The organism is Sulfuricella sp. (assembly GCA_041651995.1).
Taxonomy (GTDB): domain Bacteria; phylum Pseudomonadota; class Gammaproteobacteria; order Burkholderiales; family Sulfuricellaceae; genus Sulfurimicrobium.
In genome coordinates this window covers 62,309-79,867 of the sequence record JBAZID010000013.1, presented here as the reverse complement: position 1 = coordinate 79,867, position 17,559 = coordinate 62,309, and the positions used below count along the sequence as shown (strand labels likewise).

Genomic DNA, 17,559 nt, shown 5'->3' with positions numbered 1-17,559 from the left:
CGCCAAATTCTGGCTGCAAGTCGTGACCGAACTCAAGAACCGTGGTGTGCAGGATATCTTCATCGCCTGCGTCGATGGACTGAAAGGCTTCCCGGAAGCTATCGAGGCGGTATTCCCGAAGACTGCCGTTCAGTTGTGCATCGTCCATCTGGTGCGTTACAGCCTGAACTACGTCAGCTGGAAACTGCGCAAGGCCGTTGCTGCTGATCTGCGGACCATCTACTCGGCTGCAACCGTCGAGGAAGCAGAAGCCAAGCTGGCTGAGTTCGAGGAGAAATGGGGAGAGGCCTACCCTTCGATTGTCCTGTCCTGGCGGCGCAACTGGGAGCGCATCATCCCGTTCTTCGACTACCCGCCGGAAATCAGGAAGGTGATTTACACCACCAACGCCATCGAGTCGGTAAACATGAGTCTGCGCAAGATTACCAAGAACCGGGGATCATTCCCGAGCGACGAGGCGTTGCTGAAGCTGTTCTACCTGGCCCTGCAAAACATCAGCCAAAAGTGGACCATGCCGATCCGGGATTGGAAAGCTGCGCTAAACCGGTTTACTATCCAGTTCGATGACCGGATGCCACAACGTTAAACGAAATCCCGTTTACACAAAATTCCGGACACCCCCGTTCATGCAGATGCAGCGCGAGTCTGCACGAGCTGGCGATTTCGGCTAGAATTCACATCCCTGATCAACCTTAGCTTTCAACGATGAGCCATAACCTTTCCCTGATTATTGATGTCGACCTCCACGACTTCGAACAACGTGTGATTGAAGCCTCAAAAACACTGCCTGTGCTGGTGGATTTCTGGGCCGACTGGTGCCCGCCCTGCCTGGCGCTTTCGCCGGTGCTGGACCGCGTGGTAAAGGCCTATGCGGGAAAATTCACGCTCGCCAAGGTGGAAGTTGATGAAGGTGACAACATGAAACTTGCGGGCCGTTATGGCTTGCGCGGCTTTCCCACCGTGCTGATGTTCGTCAATGGCGTGGAAGTGGGCCGCTTCGCCAGTGCAAAGCCCGAGCACTGGGTGCGCGAATTCATTGAGCAGCACTGCTAGAGTGGAATTCGCGAAGCGATACATCATCCCTCTTCTCGCCGGATTGAGCGGCTTTCTCGCCAATCCTGGCGGGGACACCTCTTGCGGGCGCTTCCTCGGTGAGAGAGACGAGAAAGAGGGAACGTGACGAGCAAAGCCTGCCCATGCGGATCCGGGCTGATTTTTGAGAATTGCTGCGCTCCCTATCTGAGAGGTACAGCGTCTGCGCCCACGGCAGAAGTCTTGATGCGCTCGCGCTACAGTGCTTTTGCCGAGAGGGATTGGGATTATTTGAATCGTACCCAGCATGCGCAGGACAACGGCCCGCCCACGCCCGACATGGATTGGCTGGGTCTGGAAATTCGGGCGACCCAGGCGGGGGGCGCGGACGATAGCGAAGGCACGGTCGAGTTCGTTGCACGCTACCGCCATCAGGGCGGCGAGGCTGCGCTGCACGAGATCAGCCGCTTTCAGAAAGTTGAGGGCAAGTGGCTTTACATGGACGGCACATTTCCCCGCCCGTACAAAAAATCCAAGTCAGGCCGCAATGACCCCTGCCCTTGCGGCAGCGGGCTTAAATTCAAGAAATGCTGCGGGAAAAACTGAGCGCTTGCGTCAGTGTTTAGCGGAAGCAACTGCTGGTTTGCCGGCGGGCTGGGGCACAGCCGGTTTGGCGCCACTGGAGGGAGGGGGTAGCGGGCGTTCATTTTCCAGCACCTGGAAAAATACCTCATCCTGCTTGATCATCCCCAGTTCGCTGCGTGCCCTTTCCTCGATTGCGCCATAACCCTGCTTCAGGTCGCGTACCTCGGCATCGAGCGAGGCGTTGCGCGCTTTCAGGCCTTGATTGACCTGTTTCTGCGCGGCAATTTTCTGATCCACTTCCCATACGCGCAACCAGCCCCCCTTTCCAAGCCATAGCGGATACTGCAATGCAATGACGACAAGCACCAGAAGCAGTGTTAACCAGCGCATGGAAGGGGGGTTAAATCAGCCCGGCTCAGCGGTTAAGCTGGTAAAAGGCATCGCGCCCGGCGTAGCTGGCGCCGTCGCCCAGCTCTTCCTCGATGCGCAGCAACTGGTTGTACTTGGAAACTCGATCGGAACGGCTGAGGGAGCCGGTCTTGATCTGCAGGGCGTTGGTGGCCACGGCGATATCCGCAATGGTGGTGTCTTCAGTCTCACCCGAGCGATGTGAAATCACGGCGGTGTAGCCGGCGCGTTTGGCCATCTCGACCGCGGCGAAGGTTTCGCTCAGGGTGCCGATCTGGTTCACCTTGATCAGAATGGAGTTGCACACGCCTTTCTGGATGCCTTCGCGCAGGATCTTGGTGTTGGTCACGAAGAGATCATCGCCGACCAGTTGGATCGATTTGCCGAGGCGATCGGTGAGCAGCTTCCAGCCATCCCAGTCGAATTCGCTCATGCCGTCTTCGATGCTGATGATGGGATATTTGTCCACCCAGGTCGCGTACAGGTCGATGATCTGTGCAGAACTAAGCGTTAGTCCATCCGCCTTCAGATGATACTGGCCATCCTTGTAGAACTCGGAAGCGGCGCAGTCCAGACCGATGGCCACGTCGGCACCCGGCAGGTAACCGGCGGCCTCGATCGCCTCCACGATCACCTGCAGCGCGCCCTCGTTGGAGCCCAGTGCCGGCGCAAAACCGCCTTCATCGCCCACGGTGGTGGCATACCCTTTGGAATGAAGGATTTTTTGCAGATGATGAAAAATCTCTGCACCGCAGCGCAGCGCTTCACGGAAACTTTGTGCGCCCAGGGGAATAATCATGAATTCCTGGATATCCGAACCGCCGGTGGCATGCGCGCCGCCGTTGATGATGTTCATCATCGGTACCGGCAGTTGCATCGGTCCGGAGCCGCCGAGGTAGCGATACAAGGGCAAGCCGGACTGCTCGGCAGCAGCCTTGGCGACTGCCAGCGAGACCGCCAAAATGGCGTTGGCGCCGAGGCGGCCCTTGTTGTCGGTGCCGTCCAGTTCGATCAGCATCTTGTCGATGAAACTTTGCTCCTCGGCATCCAGGCCGATGATGGCTTCGCAGATTTCGGTGTTCACGTTTTCGACTGCCTGCAGCACGCCCTTGCCCAGGTAGCGCGCCTTGTCGCCATCGCGCAGCTCCACCGCTTCCTTGGTGCCGGTAGAGGCGCCAGAAGGCACGGCGGCACGGCCAATCACGCCGGATTCAAGCAGTACATCAGCCTCTACCGTGGGGTTGCCACGGGAGTCCAGGATTTCGCGGGCGATCACATCAACAATTGCACTCATCATATTTCCTTGATTTCTCGGTTATCTATCACAATTTCATTTCGGCAAAGCCTTGCTGCTTCACCAGTTCATCTAGCTGCTTGAGGGTACTCAGCAATTCTCGAATTTTTCCCAGAGGCCATGCATTGGGGCCGTCTGACAGGGCTTTTGCCGGGTCGGGATGGGTTTCCATGAAAATCCCGGCGATGCCGCTGGCCACCGCTGCGCGTGCCAGCACTGGCACGAATTCACGCTGACCGCCGCTCTTGTCCCCTTGCCCACCCGGCAACTGCACCGAGTGGGTGGCGTCGAATATGACGGGGCAATTTGTATCGCGCATCACCGCCAGCGAACGCATGTCGGAAACCAGGTTGTTGTAGCCGAAGGACACGCCACGCTCGCAGACCATGATGTTATCCTGGCCGCCATTGGCTTCGCGCGCCTTTTCGACCACGTTTTTCATGTCCCAGGGAGCAAGAAACTGGCCCTTCTTGATGTTCACCGGCTTGCCACAGCTTGCCACTGCGTGGATGAAGTCTGTCTGACGGCACAGGAAGGCAGGGGTTTGCAGCACGTCCACCACCGCCGCCACCACCGGGATTTCTTCTTCGGTGTGCACATCGGTCAGCACCGGCACGCCGATCTGGCGCTTTACTTCAGCCAGAATGCGCAAACCTTCATCCATGCCAAAGCCGCGGAATGATTTTCCGGAACTACGGTTGGCCTTGTCATAGGAAGACTTGTAAATAAAGTTTATACCTACCTGGTTACAGATTTCTTTCAGTAGACCGGCTGTATCCAGCGCCATCTGCTCGGATTCGATAACACAAGGCCCGGCAATCAAAAATAGCGGCTGCTGCAGGCCCGCTTCAAAACCGCAGAGTTTCATCGTTATGCCTTTACCCTGGACTGCACCAGCGCTGCTTCAATGAAAGCCTTGAACAGCGGGTGGCCGGCACGCGGCGTGGAAGTAAACTCGGGATGGAACTGGCACGCCATGAACCAGGGATGGTCAGGCAACTCGATCATCTCGCACAGGTCTTCGCCCCCCATGGAACGGCCGCTCACGCGCAAACCGGCCTGCTCGAGGCGCGGCAGGTATTCGTTATTGACCTCATAGCGGTGACGATGGCGTTCGATGACTGTTTCCGCGCCATAGACCTTGCGTGCCAGCGAACCTTCCGCGAGCAGTGCTTCCTGCCCGCCCAGGCGCATGGTGCCGCCCAGATCGGATTGGCTGCTGCGGGTTTCTAGCGCGCCTTCCTTGGTGCGCCATTCGGTGATCAGCGCGACCACCGGATAGGGCGTGTCCGGATTGAACTCGGTGCTGTGTGCGTCTTCCATCTGCGCCTTGTGGCGCGCATATTCAATCACAGCCAGCTGCATGCCAAGACAGATGCCCAGATAGGGAATGCGCTTCTCGCGCGCATAGCGGATCGCCGCGATCTTGCCTTCCACACCGCGCTTGCCAAAACCGCCTGGCACCAGAATGGCGTCCATGCCATTCAGAAAATCCGTATTGCCGGTTTCCAGCGTTTCGGAATCGATATAGTGAATATTGATCTTGCTGCGTGTATGAATCCCCGCGTGGATCAGGGCTTCTGAAAGCGACTTGTAGGACTCGGTCAAGTCTACATATTTGCCCACCAGCGCAATGTTTACAGCATGCTCTGGATGCTCCAGTGCATAAACAAGTTTTTCCCAAGTGCTCAGATCTGCGGGCGGCGGCGTAAGTTCAAGCTTGCGGCAGACGATCTTGTCCAGGCCCTGAAGGTGCAGCAAGCCGGGAATCTTGTAGATACTGTCCACGTCCACGGCGGAAATGACCGCTTCTTCCTGCACATTGGTAAACAGCGCGATCTTGCGCCGCTCGTCGTCCGGCAACGGACGGTCCGCGCGGCACAGCAACACATCGGGCTGAATACCGATTTCGCGCAGTTCCTTGACCGAGTGCTGAGTCGGCTTGGTCTTGATTTCGCCCGCGGAGGCAATATAGGGCACCAGCGTCAGGTGGATGTAACAGGTGCTGCTGCGGCCAAGCTGCACGCCCATCTGGCGGATGGCTTCCAGAAAGGGCAGTGATTCGATGTCACCCACCGTACCGCCGATCTCGACTATCGCCACTTCGGCGTCACCTGCTCCGGCACGGATGAAATGCTTGATCTCGTCAGTGATATGGGGAATTACCTGCACCGTGCCGCCCAGGTAATCGCCGCGCCGCTCTTTCTTGATCACGCTCTCGTAGATCTGGCCGGTGGTGAAGTTATTGGATTTTTTCATTTTGGCGCTGATGTAGCGCTCGTAATGACCAAGATCCAGATCCGTCTCGGCACCATCTTCGGTGACAAAAACTTCGCCATGCTGGAATGGGCTCATGGTGCCGGGATCCACATTGATGTAGGGATCCAGCTTGAGCATGGTGACTTTGATGCCGCGTGATTCGAGGATGGCGGCCAGGGAAGCTGCTGCGATACCCTTGCCAAGTGAAGAAACAACCCCGCCCGTAACGAAGATAAATTTGGTCATGAAAAACCTGAAAATCGTGAAGATTGGACGGGTTCACATCATACCCGAAACCCCATGTGCCCACAATTGAGAGTCTCTATGCTAACGGGCATGGTAAATTGCCGCCCGGAACCATGGACCAAAAGTAGGCGCCTCTAGGCGACAAGTGAAACGTAAAACCGCTTGGGCTACGCCCTTGCTGTGAAGCGTGCAATGGGAAAGTGCAGTGGATGTTTTTGCATTTCACGCATCACAAAACGGTTTCACGTCAAGTGCTGTCCTCTTCCAGCAAAATTTTAACGTGCCTGGCGAATCGCTGCCAGAACCGCCTCTCCCAGGCCAGCGGGCGATTCTGCCACGACTACCCCAGCAGACCGCAGTGCCCTGATCTTGTCCGAAGCCAGCCCGCTGCCGCCGGCAATAATCGCTCCGGCATGCCCCATGCGCTTACCCTTGGGCGCGGTCTGGCCGGCGATGTAACCTGCCACCGGCTTGGTGACGTGGGCCTTGATGTATGCCGCGGCATCTTCTTCACGCGTGCCGCCAATTTCGCCGACCATGATGATGGCTTCGGTTTCCGGGTCATCCTGAAATAGCTTCAGACAATCGATGAAATCCAGCCCCTTGATCGGATCGCCGCCAATTCCCACGCAGGTGGTCTGGCCCAGCCCGGCCCGGGTGGTCTGGTATACCGCTTCATAAGTCAGCGTGCCGGAGCGCGACACAATACCAACCTTGCCTTTCTTGTGGATAAAGCCGGGCATGATGCCGATCTTGCATTCTTCCGGCGTGATGATGCCGGGGCAGTTGGGGCCGATCAGTACCGATGGGCTGTCTTTCAGCGCGGCCTTGACTTTCATCATGTCCAGCACCGGAATCCCTTCGGTGATGCAGACAATGACCTCGATCCCCGCCGCAGCCGCTTCCATGATCGAGTCCGCGGCAAAGGCCGGCGGCACGTAAATCATCGTGGCGTTGGCGCCGGTCTCCTTGACTGCATCGCGCACCGTGTTGAATACCGGCAGATTGAGATGCATTTGCCCGCCCTTGCCCGGCGTCACGCCACCGACCATTTTGGTACCGTAGGCAATGCCCTGCTCGGAGTGGAAGGTGCCCTGCTTGCCGGTGAAGCCCTGGCAGATGACCTTGGTATTCTTGTTAACCAGAATGCTCATATTTCTTCCTTTAAGCCACCGCTGCCACGGCGCGCTTGGCCGCATCGGTCAAATCGCTGGCGGAAATCACGCCCACTCCGCTCTCGGCCAGCATCTTCTGCCCCAGTTCGACATTGGTGCCTTCCAGCCGCACAATCACCGGCACCTTGACGCCCACTTCCTTGACCGCGGTTATGATGCCCTCGGCAATAATGTCGCAACGCATGATGCCGCCGAAAATGTTGACCAAAATGGCTTTTACGTTGGCATCGGAAAGGATGATCTTGAAGGCCTTGGCCACGGTTTCAGCCGTTGCACCGCCGCCCACGTCGAGGAAGTTGGCCGGTTGGCCGCCGTGCAGCTTGATCAGGTCCATGGTTGCCATGGCCAAACCGGCGCCATTGACCATGCAGCCGATATTGCCGCTGAGGGCGATATAATTGAGGTCCGCCTCACGCGCCGCCACTTCCTTGGCGTCGTCCTGACTCGGGTCACGCAGGGCAGCCAGTTCCTTCTGGCGGTAAAGGGCGTTGTCCTCCACGCTGATCTTGCAATCCAGTGCAACCAGCTCGCCGCCTGTCGTCACGACCAGCGGGTTGATCTCAACCAGCGACAGATCGCTCTTCATGAAAAGCTGGAACAGGCCTTTCGCCATCCTGGTAAAAGAGGCAATCTGCGGCCCTTGCAGGTTCAATCCAAAGGCAATATTGCGGCACTGAAAATCCTGCAGCCCCCACACCGGGTCGCAAACTTCGCGCAGGATCTTGTCCGGGTCGGTGCGGGCGATTTCCTCGATGTCCATGCCACCGCTGCCGGAAGCCACCAGCACGATGCGTTCGGATTCGCGGTCCACGGTAAGGCTAAGATAAATCTCGCGCGCAATGTCCAGCGTTTCCTCGATCAACAGGCGCGTCACCATCTGCCCGTCGGGCGCGTTCTGATAAGTTACCAGACGGCTGCCGAGCAGTGCGCTTACGCTCTGGGTCAGGTCGCTCACGGAACGCACCACGCGCACCCCACCCGCCTTGCCGCGACCGCCGGCGTGAATTTGCGCCTTGACCACCCAGGCATCTCCGCCCAGTTGGCCCGCCGCCATCCCGGCCTGAGCCATATCGTCCAGCACCACGCCGCGCGGAGTAGGAATCCCCTGCTCGCGCAACAACTGTTTTGCCTGATATTCGTGCAGATTCATTATTTGGTCTCGATGAAAATTCACAGCCGGGCCAGCAGGCCCAAAGTTCAATATTGTGGCGGAAAATTCCCTGCAAATCCAGCAACAGCAAGCCTAACGGACATGGCAAAACGCCGCCCAGAATCATGAAACGACGTTTCGCCATGTCCGTTTCCCTCTCTCCTTGCTCTCTCCCGGTGGGAGAGAGGGGCTTAGGCAACGCTTCGCGTTGTTATATTTTAAGCAATAATCAGCTTGAGACCGATCAGGATCGTCACGATTTCGAAAGCGCGCTTGATCCACTGATTGCCTTTTTTGAGCGCGTAGTGGCTGCCCAGATACCCTCCTGCCAGCGAACCAAGCAGCAGAGCCGGCATCCAGTCCCAGGCGATGGTGCCGATCATGCCCAGCACCACGGCGCCCGTCCCGTTCCACACCAGTCCGCACAACACCAGGGTGTAGGCCACGGCGCGTTTGTAATCGAGCCCGAAGTGATGGATCAGCCACATGGTCAGGAACAGGCCGGTACCGGAGGTGATCGAACCATTCAGGAAGCCGACCACGAACAGGCCGGCCATTCCGGTCAACAGCGCAGTTCCAGCCTGGTTGCGAGGAGCATGCACCATGCCCAGGCTGGGCCTGAAAACGGAATACAGGCCCAGGCCCATGGTCAGGATGCCGAGCGCCAGTTGCGCTATGTGCGCGGGAATTCTAAGGATGACATTGGCGCCCAGGATCACGCCGGGTAAACCAGCACCGAGAATAATGAGCGAAAAACGCCGCTCCAGATGGCTTTCCCGGAAGTGCCGGATGGTTGCGCCCAGGCCGAGCGCAACACTGGCCACCTTGTGTGTTGCCAAAGCCACGCCAAACGGCAAGCCAAGAAAAATCAGCATGGGGAACTGAATCAGCCCTGCCCCGCCGCCAGAAAGCGCCGAAAACCAGTTGGCTATAAAAGAAGCGACGAAAAGAATCAGCTGATCGCCAAGGCCCATCTATTCAGTAATGCCGTGCTCGGCCGCCATCATGGCATAGCATAGCCGCAGCTGGTGGCGCTTGAGTAGCGCCAGCATCTGCCCTGCTTCGGGTTCGCTGAGAAAAAACTCGATCTCCACCGGTAGCTCTCCCGCCAGTTCGAAAAAAGCTTCTTCATGCAGCCTGCCGTGCCGGCCATAACCGGCAATAGCCCGGATTGCAGTGCCGCCGCGAATGCCCAGTACTTTCGCTTGTTCCAGCAGCCACTCATAAAGCAGGCTGCCTTCATGCCGCTCTGCCTCGCTGACAAACAGTTTCAGACAAATGCCCTGCATGTTCACCCCCTGAATGCTTTTACCGTCCAGATACCCAACAGCGTCATGGCCAGCGAACCCGCCACGTGCAGCCCCACGATCCCGGCCACCCAGGCATATTGGGCCCGTAGCAGCAAGGTTGCCGTTTCTGCCGAGAAGGTGGAAAAAGTGGTCAGGCCGCCAAGGAAGCCGGTCGCGATCAGCAAACGCGCTTCCGGGGAAAGACCCGGATATTCGGTGAACAACACCATGGCCAATCCCATCAGATAGCCACCAAGCAAATTAGCTGCCAGTGTGCCGAGCGGCAACACCGGGAACAGTGGATTGAGCCACAGCCCGAACCACCAGCGCAACCATGCCCCTAATGCAGCGCCTGCCCCAACTGCAACCAAGCTGTACCAAGCCATCCCGGCCCCCGCAAAAATTCTTGAAATCCCCTGCCGGATTTTACAGGAGTTCCCATTTGTTCAGGATTATTGCTACAGTTGCGGCATGAACGCATTGCAGGAAATTTCCAGCTTCGCCTGGCATCAGGGCATTGGCTACCTGATCGGCTCGGTCTTTTTCATCGCGATGCTGCTTTATCGCCTCAGGCCCGCAGACCGCCGCACCCTGACGCACACATTATTCTTCTTTGCCGTCTGCCTCGCAGGCCTGCTCATCAGCGGTATTTTTCACACCCTCGGCCTGGCAAAAGCCGCCTCCATCCTGCATGAAATATTTATCGTGGCGGAAGGCATTGTCCTGATCCGTTTATGTGGAATGTTCATTTTCCGCGTCCTGCTGCCAGCCGCACACCTCAGCACCCCCAGCATTCTTGAGGATATGCTGGTCATCGTCGGTTACCTGATCTGGGGCATGATCCGGCTACGTTACGCAGGAATGGACCTGAGCGGCATTGTCACCACTTCTGCCGTCATTACCGCGGTCATCGCTTTCTCCATGCAGGATACACTGGGCAATATTCTGGGTGGCCTCGCACTGGAACTGGACAATTCGATCCAGGTTGGCGACTGGATCAAGGTGGATGACGTGATCGGCAAGGTTGTCGACATTCGCTGGCGCTCGACTTCCGTTGAAACGCGCAACTGGGAAACGGTGATCATCCCCAACAGCGTGCTGATGAAATCCAAGTTCAGCGTCCTCGGCAAACGTGCAGGACAAGCCGAATTATGGCGGCGCTGGGTATGGTTCAATGTGGATTACAACATTCCACCGGCACGCGTGATAGAAATCGTCGAAAAAGCCATCCAGTCCGCAGAAATTCCGCGTGTAGCGCGGGATCCCCTACCTAATTGCGTAATGATGGATTTCGACAAAAGCGCCGCTCGGTATGCCGTGCGTTACTGGCTGACGGATATTGCCGTTGACGACCCGACCGATTCAGCGGTCCGTACTCATATCTACGCCGCGCTGAAAAGAGCAGACATCCGCCTGCCGGTACCGGAGGGCAACATCCATCTATTCAAGGAAGGCGAAAAAAGCGATGTAATCCGCCTTTCGCGTGAAATTGCCAGCCGTATGAAAACCTTGCGCAAGGTCGATCTGTTCCGGTCCTTCAGCGACGATGAATTGAACACCGCGGCAGGGCGCCTGAAGTATGCTCCATTTGTAAAAGGCGACACTATAACCAGGCAGGGTGCAGTTGCACATTGGCTCTACATCCTGACCGAGGGAGAAGCCGAGGTCGTGCTGGAATCCGGTAGCGGCAACAAGATAATTTCCACCATTCATGCAGGCAGTTTCTTTGGCGAGATGGGCATGATGACCGGCGCCCCCCGGAGCACAACAGTAACGGCAAAAACCGATGTTGAATGCTACCGGCTCGACAAGGAAGCCTTCGAGAGCATCATTCAATCGAGGCCATCCATTGCGGAAGAAATCAGCCAGGTTCTGGCGGCTCGCCAGGCTGAACTGAATTCAGTTCAGGATGGGTTGGCTGCCGCGCAACATTCTCACCACCAGGCAAACTCTGAAATACTGAACAAGATCAAAGAATTTTTTGGACTTTAATTAAAGCAGGCCTGAACAAGTGCGCGCGGTCTTTGCGAGCAGCGAAGCAATCCTGCTTTTCAAATAGCGGCGGGATTACTTCGTAATGCGTTCCTCTCGATGAACACTTGTGCAGTGGTTCCATGGCAAACATAGCTCAGACCGCCCTCATCAAGACAAGCAGAAAATCAGAATATTCTGATATCTATCCGGATAAAATTATCGAATTAACTTATTCGAAGATAGAAAATATGGATCAAATCGCCCGACCCTACATGGTATTCTTCGGAAAATTTTTACCGAACCCAGCAGCAATAAACCATTAAACCAAAGAAATGGAGAAAACATGTCCAAACTAGTTCGGCCACACGGCGGCGGTGAACTCAAGCCTCTGTTACTGACTGGCGATGCGTTGAAAGCAGAACTGGCACGTGCTCAAGGCATGGCCAAAGTCAAAATGAGCTCGCGCGAAACCGGCGACCTCATCATGCTCGGCATCGGTGGATTCACTCCCCTCAACGGTTTCATGATGCATTCTGACTGGCAAGGCGTATGCGATGCATACAAAATGGCCAACGGCCTGTTCTGGCCCATTCCAGTCACCCTGTCGACCGACGACGAGAGCATCAAGGACGGTGACGAGATCGCCCTGGTTGACGGTGAGTCCGGCGAGATCATGGGCACCATGAAGGTGACCGAGAAATACAGCATCGATAAAGGCCACGAGTGCATGCAGGTCTACAAGACCACCGACATGGAACACCCCGGCGTCAAGATGGTCATGGCCCAGGGCAAATATAATCTGGCCGGTCCGGTCAAGGTCCTCTCCACCGGCACATTCAAGGAAGAGTACGGCGAGCAGTTCATGACGCCTGCCGAGACCCGCGCGCTGTTCGAGAAGCTTGGCTGGTCCAAGATTGCCGCCTTCCAGACCCGCAATCCGATGCACCGCTCCCACGAATACCTGGCCAAAATTGCCATCGAAACCATGGACGGCGTGCTGGTCCACTCCCTGCTGGGGGCCCTGAAGCCGGGCGACATCCCTGCCGAAGTTCGCTCCGAAGCCATCAGCGTGCTGGTTGAGAACTATTTTGCACCCAACACGGTGATCCAGGCCGGCTATCCGCTGGACATGCGCTATGCAGGCCCGCGTGAAGCGCTGCTGCACGCGCTGTTCCGCCAGAACTATGGCTGCTCGCACCTGATCGTTGGCCGCGACCACGCCGGCGTGGGCGACTACTACGGCCCGTTCGACGCTCAGAAAATTTTCGACGAGATCCCCAAGGGCTCACTCGAAACCCAGAACATGAACATCGACTGGACCTTCTGGTGCAACAAGTGCGGCGGCATGGCCTCGCAGCGCACCTGCCCGCACACCAAGGACGACCGCATCCTGTTGTCCGGCACCAAGGTGCGTTCAATGCTTTCCGAAGGCAAGGATCTCCCTGTAGAATTCAGCCGGCCGGAAGTGGCCAAGGTACTGCAGAAATATTACGCAGGCCTTTCCGCTGAAGAAAATATCAAGATCGAACTTAAAGGTCATTCAGCAAAATAAGTTTTTTAAGGTTGGCCGGCCACTGTGTGTAACCGGCTTTTTTATAGTTGTAATGTCATTACTGAGGAGTAAAAGCAATGCCAACTTTTGTACGTACCGACAAATGTGACGGCTGCAAAGGTCAGGACAAAACCGCGTGCATGTACATCTGCCCGCACGACCTGATGAAGCTTGACAAAGATGGTTCCGAAACCGGCCACGCCATGAAGGCGTTCAACCAGGAACCCGAGCAGTGCTGGGAATGCTATTCCTGCGTAAAGATTTGCCCACAACAGGCAATCGAAGTACGTCACTATGCTGACGTTGTGCCACTGGGTGGTTCCGTGCAGCCTCTGCGTGGTTCCGACTCCATCATGTGGACCATCAAATTCCGCAACGGCGTGCTGAAGCGCTTCAAATTCCCGATCCGCACCACGCCAGAAGGTTCGATCGACTGCTACGGTGGCAAGCCTGAAGCAAACATGGCAGATGTTGCCAAATCCGGTTTCTTTAACCAGATGAATGGCTATCGTGCTGGCAACCCTGCTGAACTGATTCGCAAGTAAGACGCGACGAACAGTTATTGTTAACGAATATTGAAAGGTAAATAAGATGTCTGGAACCTTTGAAAATCCTGAAGTAATCCAAGAAGAAGTTGACATTCTTCTTATCGGCGGCGGCATGGCTTGTTCTGGTGCGGCTTATGAAATCATGCGTTGGGCTGATGCAGCCAAGCGCGAAAACGGCGTTGACCTGAAAATCAAGCTGGTAGACAAGGCTGCAATGGACCGCTCCGGCGCCGTTGCTCAAGGTCTGTCCGCCATCAACACCTACATCGGTGATGCGCAAGACCCAGCTGACTACGCACGTATGGTGTCCAACGACCTGATGGGTATTACCCGTGACGATCTGGCCTACGATGTGGGCCGTCACGTTGACGAATCCGTTCACCTGTTCGAAGAGTGGGGCCTGCCCATCTGGAAGACCGACGAAGCCGGTGAGCGTCACGACGGTTCCGTTGAAATGCCAAAACTGAAAGACGGCGGCAAGCCCGTACGTTCCGGTAAGTGGCAGATCATGATCAACGGCGAATCCTACAAATGGATCGTTGCTGAAGCTGCTAAAAAAGCGCTCGGCATGGACCGCATCCAGGAACGTATTTTCATCGTTAAACTGGTGAATGACAAAGCTGACAAGAACCGCATCGCTGGTGCTGTAGGCTTCTCCGTTCGTGAAAACAAGGTTGTTGTGTACAAGGCCAAGGCAATTCTGCTGGCTGCCGGTGGTTGCGTAAACCTGTTCCGCCCACGTTCCGTTGGCGAAGGCCAAGGCCGTGCATGGTACCCAGTATGGAACGCAGGTTCGACCTACTCCATGGCTGCCGAAGCTGGCGCCGAACTGACCATGATGGAAAACCGCTTCGTGCCAGCCCGTTTCAAAGACGGTTACGGCCCTGTCGGTGCCTGGTTCCTGTTGTTCAAAGCCCAGGCCACCAACGCCAACGGCGAAGTGTACATGGTCAAGAACAAAGAACTGCTGAATGACTATCCTCCGTATGGTCAAGCTGCCGTTCCTGCTTCCTGCCTGCGTAACCACCTGATGCTGAAGGAAATGAAAGAAGGCCGCGGTCCGATTTACATGGACACCGTGACTGCTCTTGCAAAACTGCGTGAAACGCTTTCCCCACGTGAAGTTAAGCACCTGGAAGCTGAAGCATGGGAAGACTTCCTGGACATGTGCGTTGGTCAGTGCGGCGTTTGGGTTGGTGAAAACATCGAGCCAGAGAAGAAAAACTCCGAACTGATGCCAACCGAACCCTACCTGCTCGGCTCCCACTCCGGTTGCTGCGGTATCTGGGTATCCGGTCCGGAAGACGTCGGTGCGCCTACCAGCGAAACCAAGGACGGCGTTCCTGCTCACCTGCCTAGCGGCTGGAACTGGGGCTACCGCTCCATGACAACGGTCAAGGGTCTGTTCACTGCTGGTGACGGCGTGGGCGCATCCGGCCACAAGTTCTCCTCCGGCTCTCACGCTGAAGGCCGCCTGTGCGCCAAGTCCATGGTCAAGTACTGTGTTGACAACAAAGACATGAAGGTCGAGTTGGACACCCCGGTAGATCAACTGGTAGCTGAAATCTACAAGCCAGTTCGCAACTACCTGGAATTCAAGGACTACTCCACCGCGATCGACGTGAACCCCAACTACATTACTCCGAAAATGCTGCAGTTCCGTCTGCAAAAAATCATGGACGAGTATGTTGCTGGTGTTGCAACCTACTACACCACCAACGACAAGATGTTGGCTGTAGCTAGCGAGAAGCTGGACATGCTGAAGGAAGACGCAGAAAAAATGCGTGCAAAAGATCTGCACGAACTGCTGCGCGCATGGGAAAACTACCATCGCATCCTGACTGCCGAAGCTCACATGAAACACATCCTGTTCCGTGAAGAAAGCCGTTACCCTGGCTTCTACTACCGCATGGACAAGAACTTTGTCGATGAAGAGAACTGGAAGTGTTTCGTGAACTCGATCTACGACAAAACAACCAAACAGTGGACCTGCTTCAAGCGCGCTCACGTGGATCTGGTTGACAAGTCCAAGCTGTTCAAGCCTGCTGCTCACTAAGAGTTTGCTGTAACAGTGTAGTAAAATGAAAGCCGGGCGCCGCAGGGTGCCCGGTTTTTTCTTTCACGTTAAAATATGCATGTTGCACTCATGGTCAAGTGCCAAGACACAAGGACTCGCACTCAGACATCCTTCTGCCTGGACATTTAGAAATAACCGCGCCTGGCGCACAAACGAGGTAATCATGGACGAACAAGAATTTCAGAATCTGGCCAAAGACTCTCCCTTTGTGGAAAGCCCGGTCATGCCCAACATGCTGGAAGGCGACACCACCATCCAGTTCCGCTGCCACCGCCAGGTCAAATGCTGGAATGCCTGTTGCAGCAATATCGATATTCCGCTGACGCCTTTTGACATCCTGCGGCTAAAAAACCGCCTGAACCTTTCCTCCGGCGACTTTCTGAAGCAATATACCTTTCCCTACGAACTGGACAAGGACGGCCTGCCTGGTGTGAAATTCCAGCCGGTTGAAGGCGGCACCGCCTGTCAGTTCATGGTTGAGGAAGGTTGCAGCGTGTACGAGGATCGCCCGGCCGCCTGCCGCTACTACCCGGTCGCCCTCCTCTCGATGCGCCGTTCGGATGAATACACCGACCGGACCGCCTACGCACTGGTGCAGGAAAAACACTGCCTCGGTCACCAGGAGCCGCGCAAACTGACCATCGACGAATACCGCCAGGAACAAGGCGTCAGCGACTACGACGAAAAGAGCCGCGGCTGGCGCCAGTTGATCCTGAAAAAGAAATCCGCCGGCCCATCCGTCGGCAAACCGCCACAAATCTCCAATCAGTTGTTCTTCATGACCAGCTATGACCTGGACCGCTTCCGCGCTTTCGTCATCAGCCCCTCTTTCAATGCGTCCTATATCGTACCGGTTGAGACCATGGCGGAAATCGTAGCCGACGATGAGAAGCTGATGGAGTTCGGTTTCAACTTCCTCAAACAATCGCTGTTCAACGAAAAATTCCTTGAAGAACAGGAAGGATCTTTCGAAAAACACCGCGCCAGACTGAATGAACGCGCGCAGTCCATCATCGCTGGAATGCAAAAGGACCGCCAGAAACTCGAGGACGACAAGTACAGCCCGGACCCCAGGCCCGGCGATTGTGGCTGTGGCGGCAACGATTAGGCGATCCATCAGGATGGAAGCCCACTCCCTGGCACCGGAAGAGCACTTTATCCGCGAGGAGCCCTACTACGAGCTGATAGGCCAGGAAATCGCCATTTTCGAGGCGGCTTACCAGAACAAGCTGCCGGTGCTGCTCAAAGGGCCGACCGGCTGCGGCAAGACGCGCTTCATGGAATACATGGCATGGCGTCTCAAGCGCCCGCTGATCACGGTTTCCTGCCATGATGACTTGACCGCCTCCGACCTGGTGGGACGCTTTCTGGTCAAGGGCGGTGAAACCATCTGGGTGGATGGCCCCCTGGCCCGCGCCGTGCGGGCCGGGGGCATTTGCTATCTGGACGAGATCGTCGAAGCGCGCAAGGACACCATGGTGGTGATTCACCCCCTGGCAGACGATAGACGCGCGCTGCCCATGGAAAAGCTTGGCACCCTGCTGGAGGCCAATGACGACTTCTGCCTCGCCATTTCATACAACCCCGGCTACCAGAGTGTGCTCAAGGATCTCAAGCAAAGCACCCGGCAGCGCTTTGTCGCGCTCGAATTTGACTATCCCGCAGCAGAGCTGGAGCGCAAGATTGTTGCCAGCGAATCCGGCGTGGCACTGGATGTTGCCGAAAAACTGGTCAAATTCGCGCAAATGACGCGCAACCTCAAAGGCAGCGGCCTGGAAGAAGGCGCCAGCACCCGCCTGCTGGTGCATGCCGCAAAACTCATCGCTTCCGGCATCGAACCGGTAGTCGCCTGCCAGAGCGCCATCGCTCAGGCCATCACAGACGATGCGGAAATGCTGGCAGCGGTGCACGAGCTCTCCTCCTCGCTTTTCTAAATAGATAGGATTAACAGGATTTCTGTTACGAAACTT

The 17,559-nt window shown here is 56.3% G+C and carries 18 protein-coding genes; 9 read left to right on the top strand and 9 right to left on the bottom strand.

Features of this window, described 5'->3' with window-relative positions; genetic code table 11:
• From WC392_13420 to WC392_13410, 3 genes are all read left to right on the top strand, one after another.
• A partial coding sequence (locus tag WC392_13420; protein ID MFA5243364.1) for an IS256 family transposase occupies positions 1–586 on the top strand: 586 nt, incomplete at its 5' end.
• A gap of 119 nt (positions 587–705) precedes the next feature.
• Positions 706–1,053 (top strand): thioredoxin domain-containing protein, encoded by a 348-nt coding sequence (locus WC392_13415; protein MFA5243363.1) that lies wholly within the window; start codon positions 706–708, stop codon positions 1,051–1,053.
• Positions 1,054–1,176: 123 nt separating this feature from the next.
• Entirely contained in the window at positions 1,177–1,638 is a 462-nt protein-coding gene (locus WC392_13410; GenBank protein MFA5243362.1) for a YchJ family metal-binding protein, read from the top strand.
• Positions 1,639–1,647: 9 nt separating this feature from the next.
• Here the strand turns inward: WC392_13410 and ftsB are convergent, their stop codons facing one another.
• The 9 genes from ftsB to crcB all read right to left on the bottom strand — a co-directional run bounded on the left by ftsB (position 1,648) and on the right by crcB (position 9,824).
• The gene (ftsB, locus tag WC392_13405) at positions 1,648–2,007 is read right to left on the bottom strand and encodes a cell division protein FtsB (GenBank protein ID MFA5243361.1); all 360 of its coding nucleotides are present in this window, start codon (positions 2,005–2,007) and stop codon (positions 1,648–1,650) included.
• A 25-nt stretch (positions 2,008–2,032) separates the two neighbouring features.
• A complete protein-coding gene (gene eno / locus WC392_13400) occupies positions 2,033–3,319 on the bottom strand; it encodes a phosphopyruvate hydratase (protein MFA5243360.1) in 1,287 nt (428 codons plus the stop codon).
• 28 nt (positions 3,320–3,347) lie between these two features.
• Entirely contained in the window at positions 3,348–4,187 is an 840-nt protein-coding gene (gene kdsA, locus WC392_13395; GenBank protein MFA5243359.1) for a 3-deoxy-8-phosphooctulonate synthase, read from the bottom strand.
• Between the two features lie 2 nt (positions 4,188–4,189).
• Complete coding sequence (locus tag WC392_13390; protein ID MFA5243358.1) at positions 4,190–5,824, bottom strand: CTP synthase; 1,635 nt, start codon at positions 5,822–5,824, stop codon at positions 4,190–4,192.
• Between the two features lie 275 nt (positions 5,825–6,099).
• A complete protein-coding gene (gene sucD, locus WC392_13385; GenBank protein MFA5243357.1) occupies positions 6,100–6,978 on the bottom strand; it encodes a succinate--CoA ligase subunit alpha in 879 nt (292 codons plus the stop codon).
• A 10-nt stretch (positions 6,979–6,988) separates the two neighbouring features.
• Positions 6,989–8,149, bottom strand: a complete 1,161-nt coding sequence (sucC, locus tag WC392_13380) for an ADP-forming succinate--CoA ligase subunit beta (GenBank protein ID MFA5243356.1) — start codon at positions 8,147–8,149, stop codon at positions 6,989–6,991.
• Positions 8,150–8,367: 218 nt separating this feature from the next.
• Positions 8,368–9,123: a sulfite exporter TauE/SafE family protein gene (locus WC392_13375; protein MFA5243355.1), complete on the bottom strand. Its 756-nt coding sequence runs from the start codon at positions 9,121–9,123 to the stop codon at positions 8,368–8,370.
• Complete coding sequence (locus tag WC392_13370; protein ID MFA5243354.1) at positions 9,124–9,438, bottom strand: DUF190 domain-containing protein; 315 nt, start codon at positions 9,436–9,438, stop codon at positions 9,124–9,126.
• 2 nt (positions 9,439–9,440) lie between these two features.
• Positions 9,441–9,824: a fluoride efflux transporter CrcB gene (gene crcB, locus WC392_13365; protein MFA5243353.1), complete on the bottom strand. Its 384-nt coding sequence runs from the start codon at positions 9,822–9,824 to the stop codon at positions 9,441–9,443.
• An 85-nt stretch (positions 9,825–9,909) separates the two neighbouring features.
• Between crcB and WC392_13360 the strand changes: the two genes are divergently transcribed.
• From WC392_13360 to WC392_13335, 6 genes are all read left to right on the top strand, one after another.
• Entirely contained in the window at positions 9,910–11,430 is a 1,521-nt protein-coding gene (locus tag WC392_13360) for a mechanosensitive ion channel family protein (GenBank protein ID MFA5243352.1), read from the top strand.
• A 325-nt stretch (positions 11,431–11,755) separates the two neighbouring features.
• On the top strand, positions 11,756–12,964 hold the full coding sequence (gene sat / locus WC392_13355; GenBank protein MFA5243351.1) for a sulfate adenylyltransferase: 1,209 nt from the start codon (positions 11,756–11,758) through the stop codon (positions 12,962–12,964).
• Positions 12,965–13,041: 77 nt separating this feature from the next.
• Positions 13,042–13,509, top strand: a complete 468-nt coding sequence (gene aprB / locus WC392_13350) for an adenylyl-sulfate reductase subunit beta (GenBank protein ID MFA5243350.1) — start codon at positions 13,042–13,044, stop codon at positions 13,507–13,509.
• Between the two features lie 46 nt (positions 13,510–13,555).
• Positions 13,556–15,568, top strand: a complete 2,013-nt coding sequence (aprA, locus tag WC392_13345) for an adenylyl-sulfate reductase subunit alpha (protein ID MFA5243349.1) — start codon at positions 13,556–13,558, stop codon at positions 15,566–15,568.
• A 184-nt stretch (positions 15,569–15,752) separates the two neighbouring features.
• Positions 15,753–16,697, top strand: a complete 945-nt coding sequence (locus tag WC392_13340; GenBank protein ID MFA5243348.1) for a YkgJ family cysteine cluster protein — start codon at positions 15,753–15,755, stop codon at positions 16,695–16,697.
• Between the two features lie 13 nt (positions 16,698–16,710).
• The gene (locus WC392_13335) at positions 16,711–17,523 is read left to right on the top strand and encodes a CbbQ/NirQ/NorQ/GpvN family protein (GenBank protein MFA5243347.1); all 813 of its coding nucleotides are present in this window, start codon (positions 16,711–16,713) and stop codon (positions 17,521–17,523) included.
• Positions 17,524–17,559: the final 36 nt, after the last annotated feature.

What these genes read in the sequence shown, in the direction of transcription:
- WC392_13415 (MFA5243363.1), top strand. Translation starts at nt 706, where the DNA reads ATGAGCCATAACCTTTCCCTGATTATTGATGTCGACCTCCACGACTTC.
- ftsB (MFA5243361.1), bottom strand. Translation starts at nt 2,007, where the DNA reads ATGCGCTGGTTAACACTGCTTCTGGTGCTTGTCGTCATTGCATTGCAG.
- eno (MFA5243360.1), bottom strand. Translation starts at nt 3,319, where the DNA reads ATGAGTGCAATTGTTGATGTGATCGCCCGCGAAATCCTGGACTCCCGT.
- kdsA (MFA5243359.1), bottom strand. Translation starts at nt 4,187, where the DNA reads ATGAAACTCTGCGGTTTTGAAGCGGGCCTGCAGCAGCCGCTATTTTTG.
- WC392_13390 (MFA5243358.1), bottom strand. Translation starts at nt 5,824, where the DNA reads ATGACCAAATTTATCTTCGTTACGGGCGGGGTTGTTTCTTCACTTGGC.
- sucD (MFA5243357.1), bottom strand. Translation starts at nt 6,978, where the DNA reads ATGAGCATTCTGGTTAACAAGAATACCAAGGTCATCTGCCAGGGCTTC.
- sucC (MFA5243356.1), bottom strand. Translation starts at nt 8,149, where the DNA reads ATGAATCTGCACGAATATCAGGCAAAACAGTTGTTGCGCGAGCAGGGG.
- WC392_13375 (MFA5243355.1), bottom strand. Translation starts at nt 9,123, where the DNA reads ATGGGCCTTGGCGATCAGCTGATTCTTTTCGTCGCTTCTTTTATAGCC.
- WC392_13370 (MFA5243354.1), bottom strand. Translation starts at nt 9,438, where the DNA reads ATGCAGGGCATTTGTCTGAAACTGTTTGTCAGCGAGGCAGAGCGGCAT.
- crcB (MFA5243353.1), bottom strand. Translation starts at nt 9,824, where the DNA reads ATGGCTTGGTACAGCTTGGTTGCAGTTGGGGCAGGCGCTGCATTAGGG.
- WC392_13360 (MFA5243352.1), top strand. Translation starts at nt 9,910, where the DNA reads ATGAACGCATTGCAGGAAATTTCCAGCTTCGCCTGGCATCAGGGCATT.
- sat (MFA5243351.1), top strand. Translation starts at nt 11,756, where the DNA reads ATGTCCAAACTAGTTCGGCCACACGGCGGCGGTGAACTCAAGCCTCTG.
- aprB (MFA5243350.1), top strand. Translation starts at nt 13,042, where the DNA reads ATGCCAACTTTTGTACGTACCGACAAATGTGACGGCTGCAAAGGTCAG.
- aprA (MFA5243349.1), top strand. Translation starts at nt 13,556, where the DNA reads ATGTCTGGAACCTTTGAAAATCCTGAAGTAATCCAAGAAGAAGTTGAC.
- WC392_13340 (MFA5243348.1), top strand. Translation starts at nt 15,753, where the DNA reads ATGGACGAACAAGAATTTCAGAATCTGGCCAAAGACTCTCCCTTTGTG.
- WC392_13335 (MFA5243347.1), top strand. Translation starts at nt 16,711, where the DNA reads ATGGAAGCCCACTCCCTGGCACCGGAAGAGCACTTTATCCGCGAGGAG.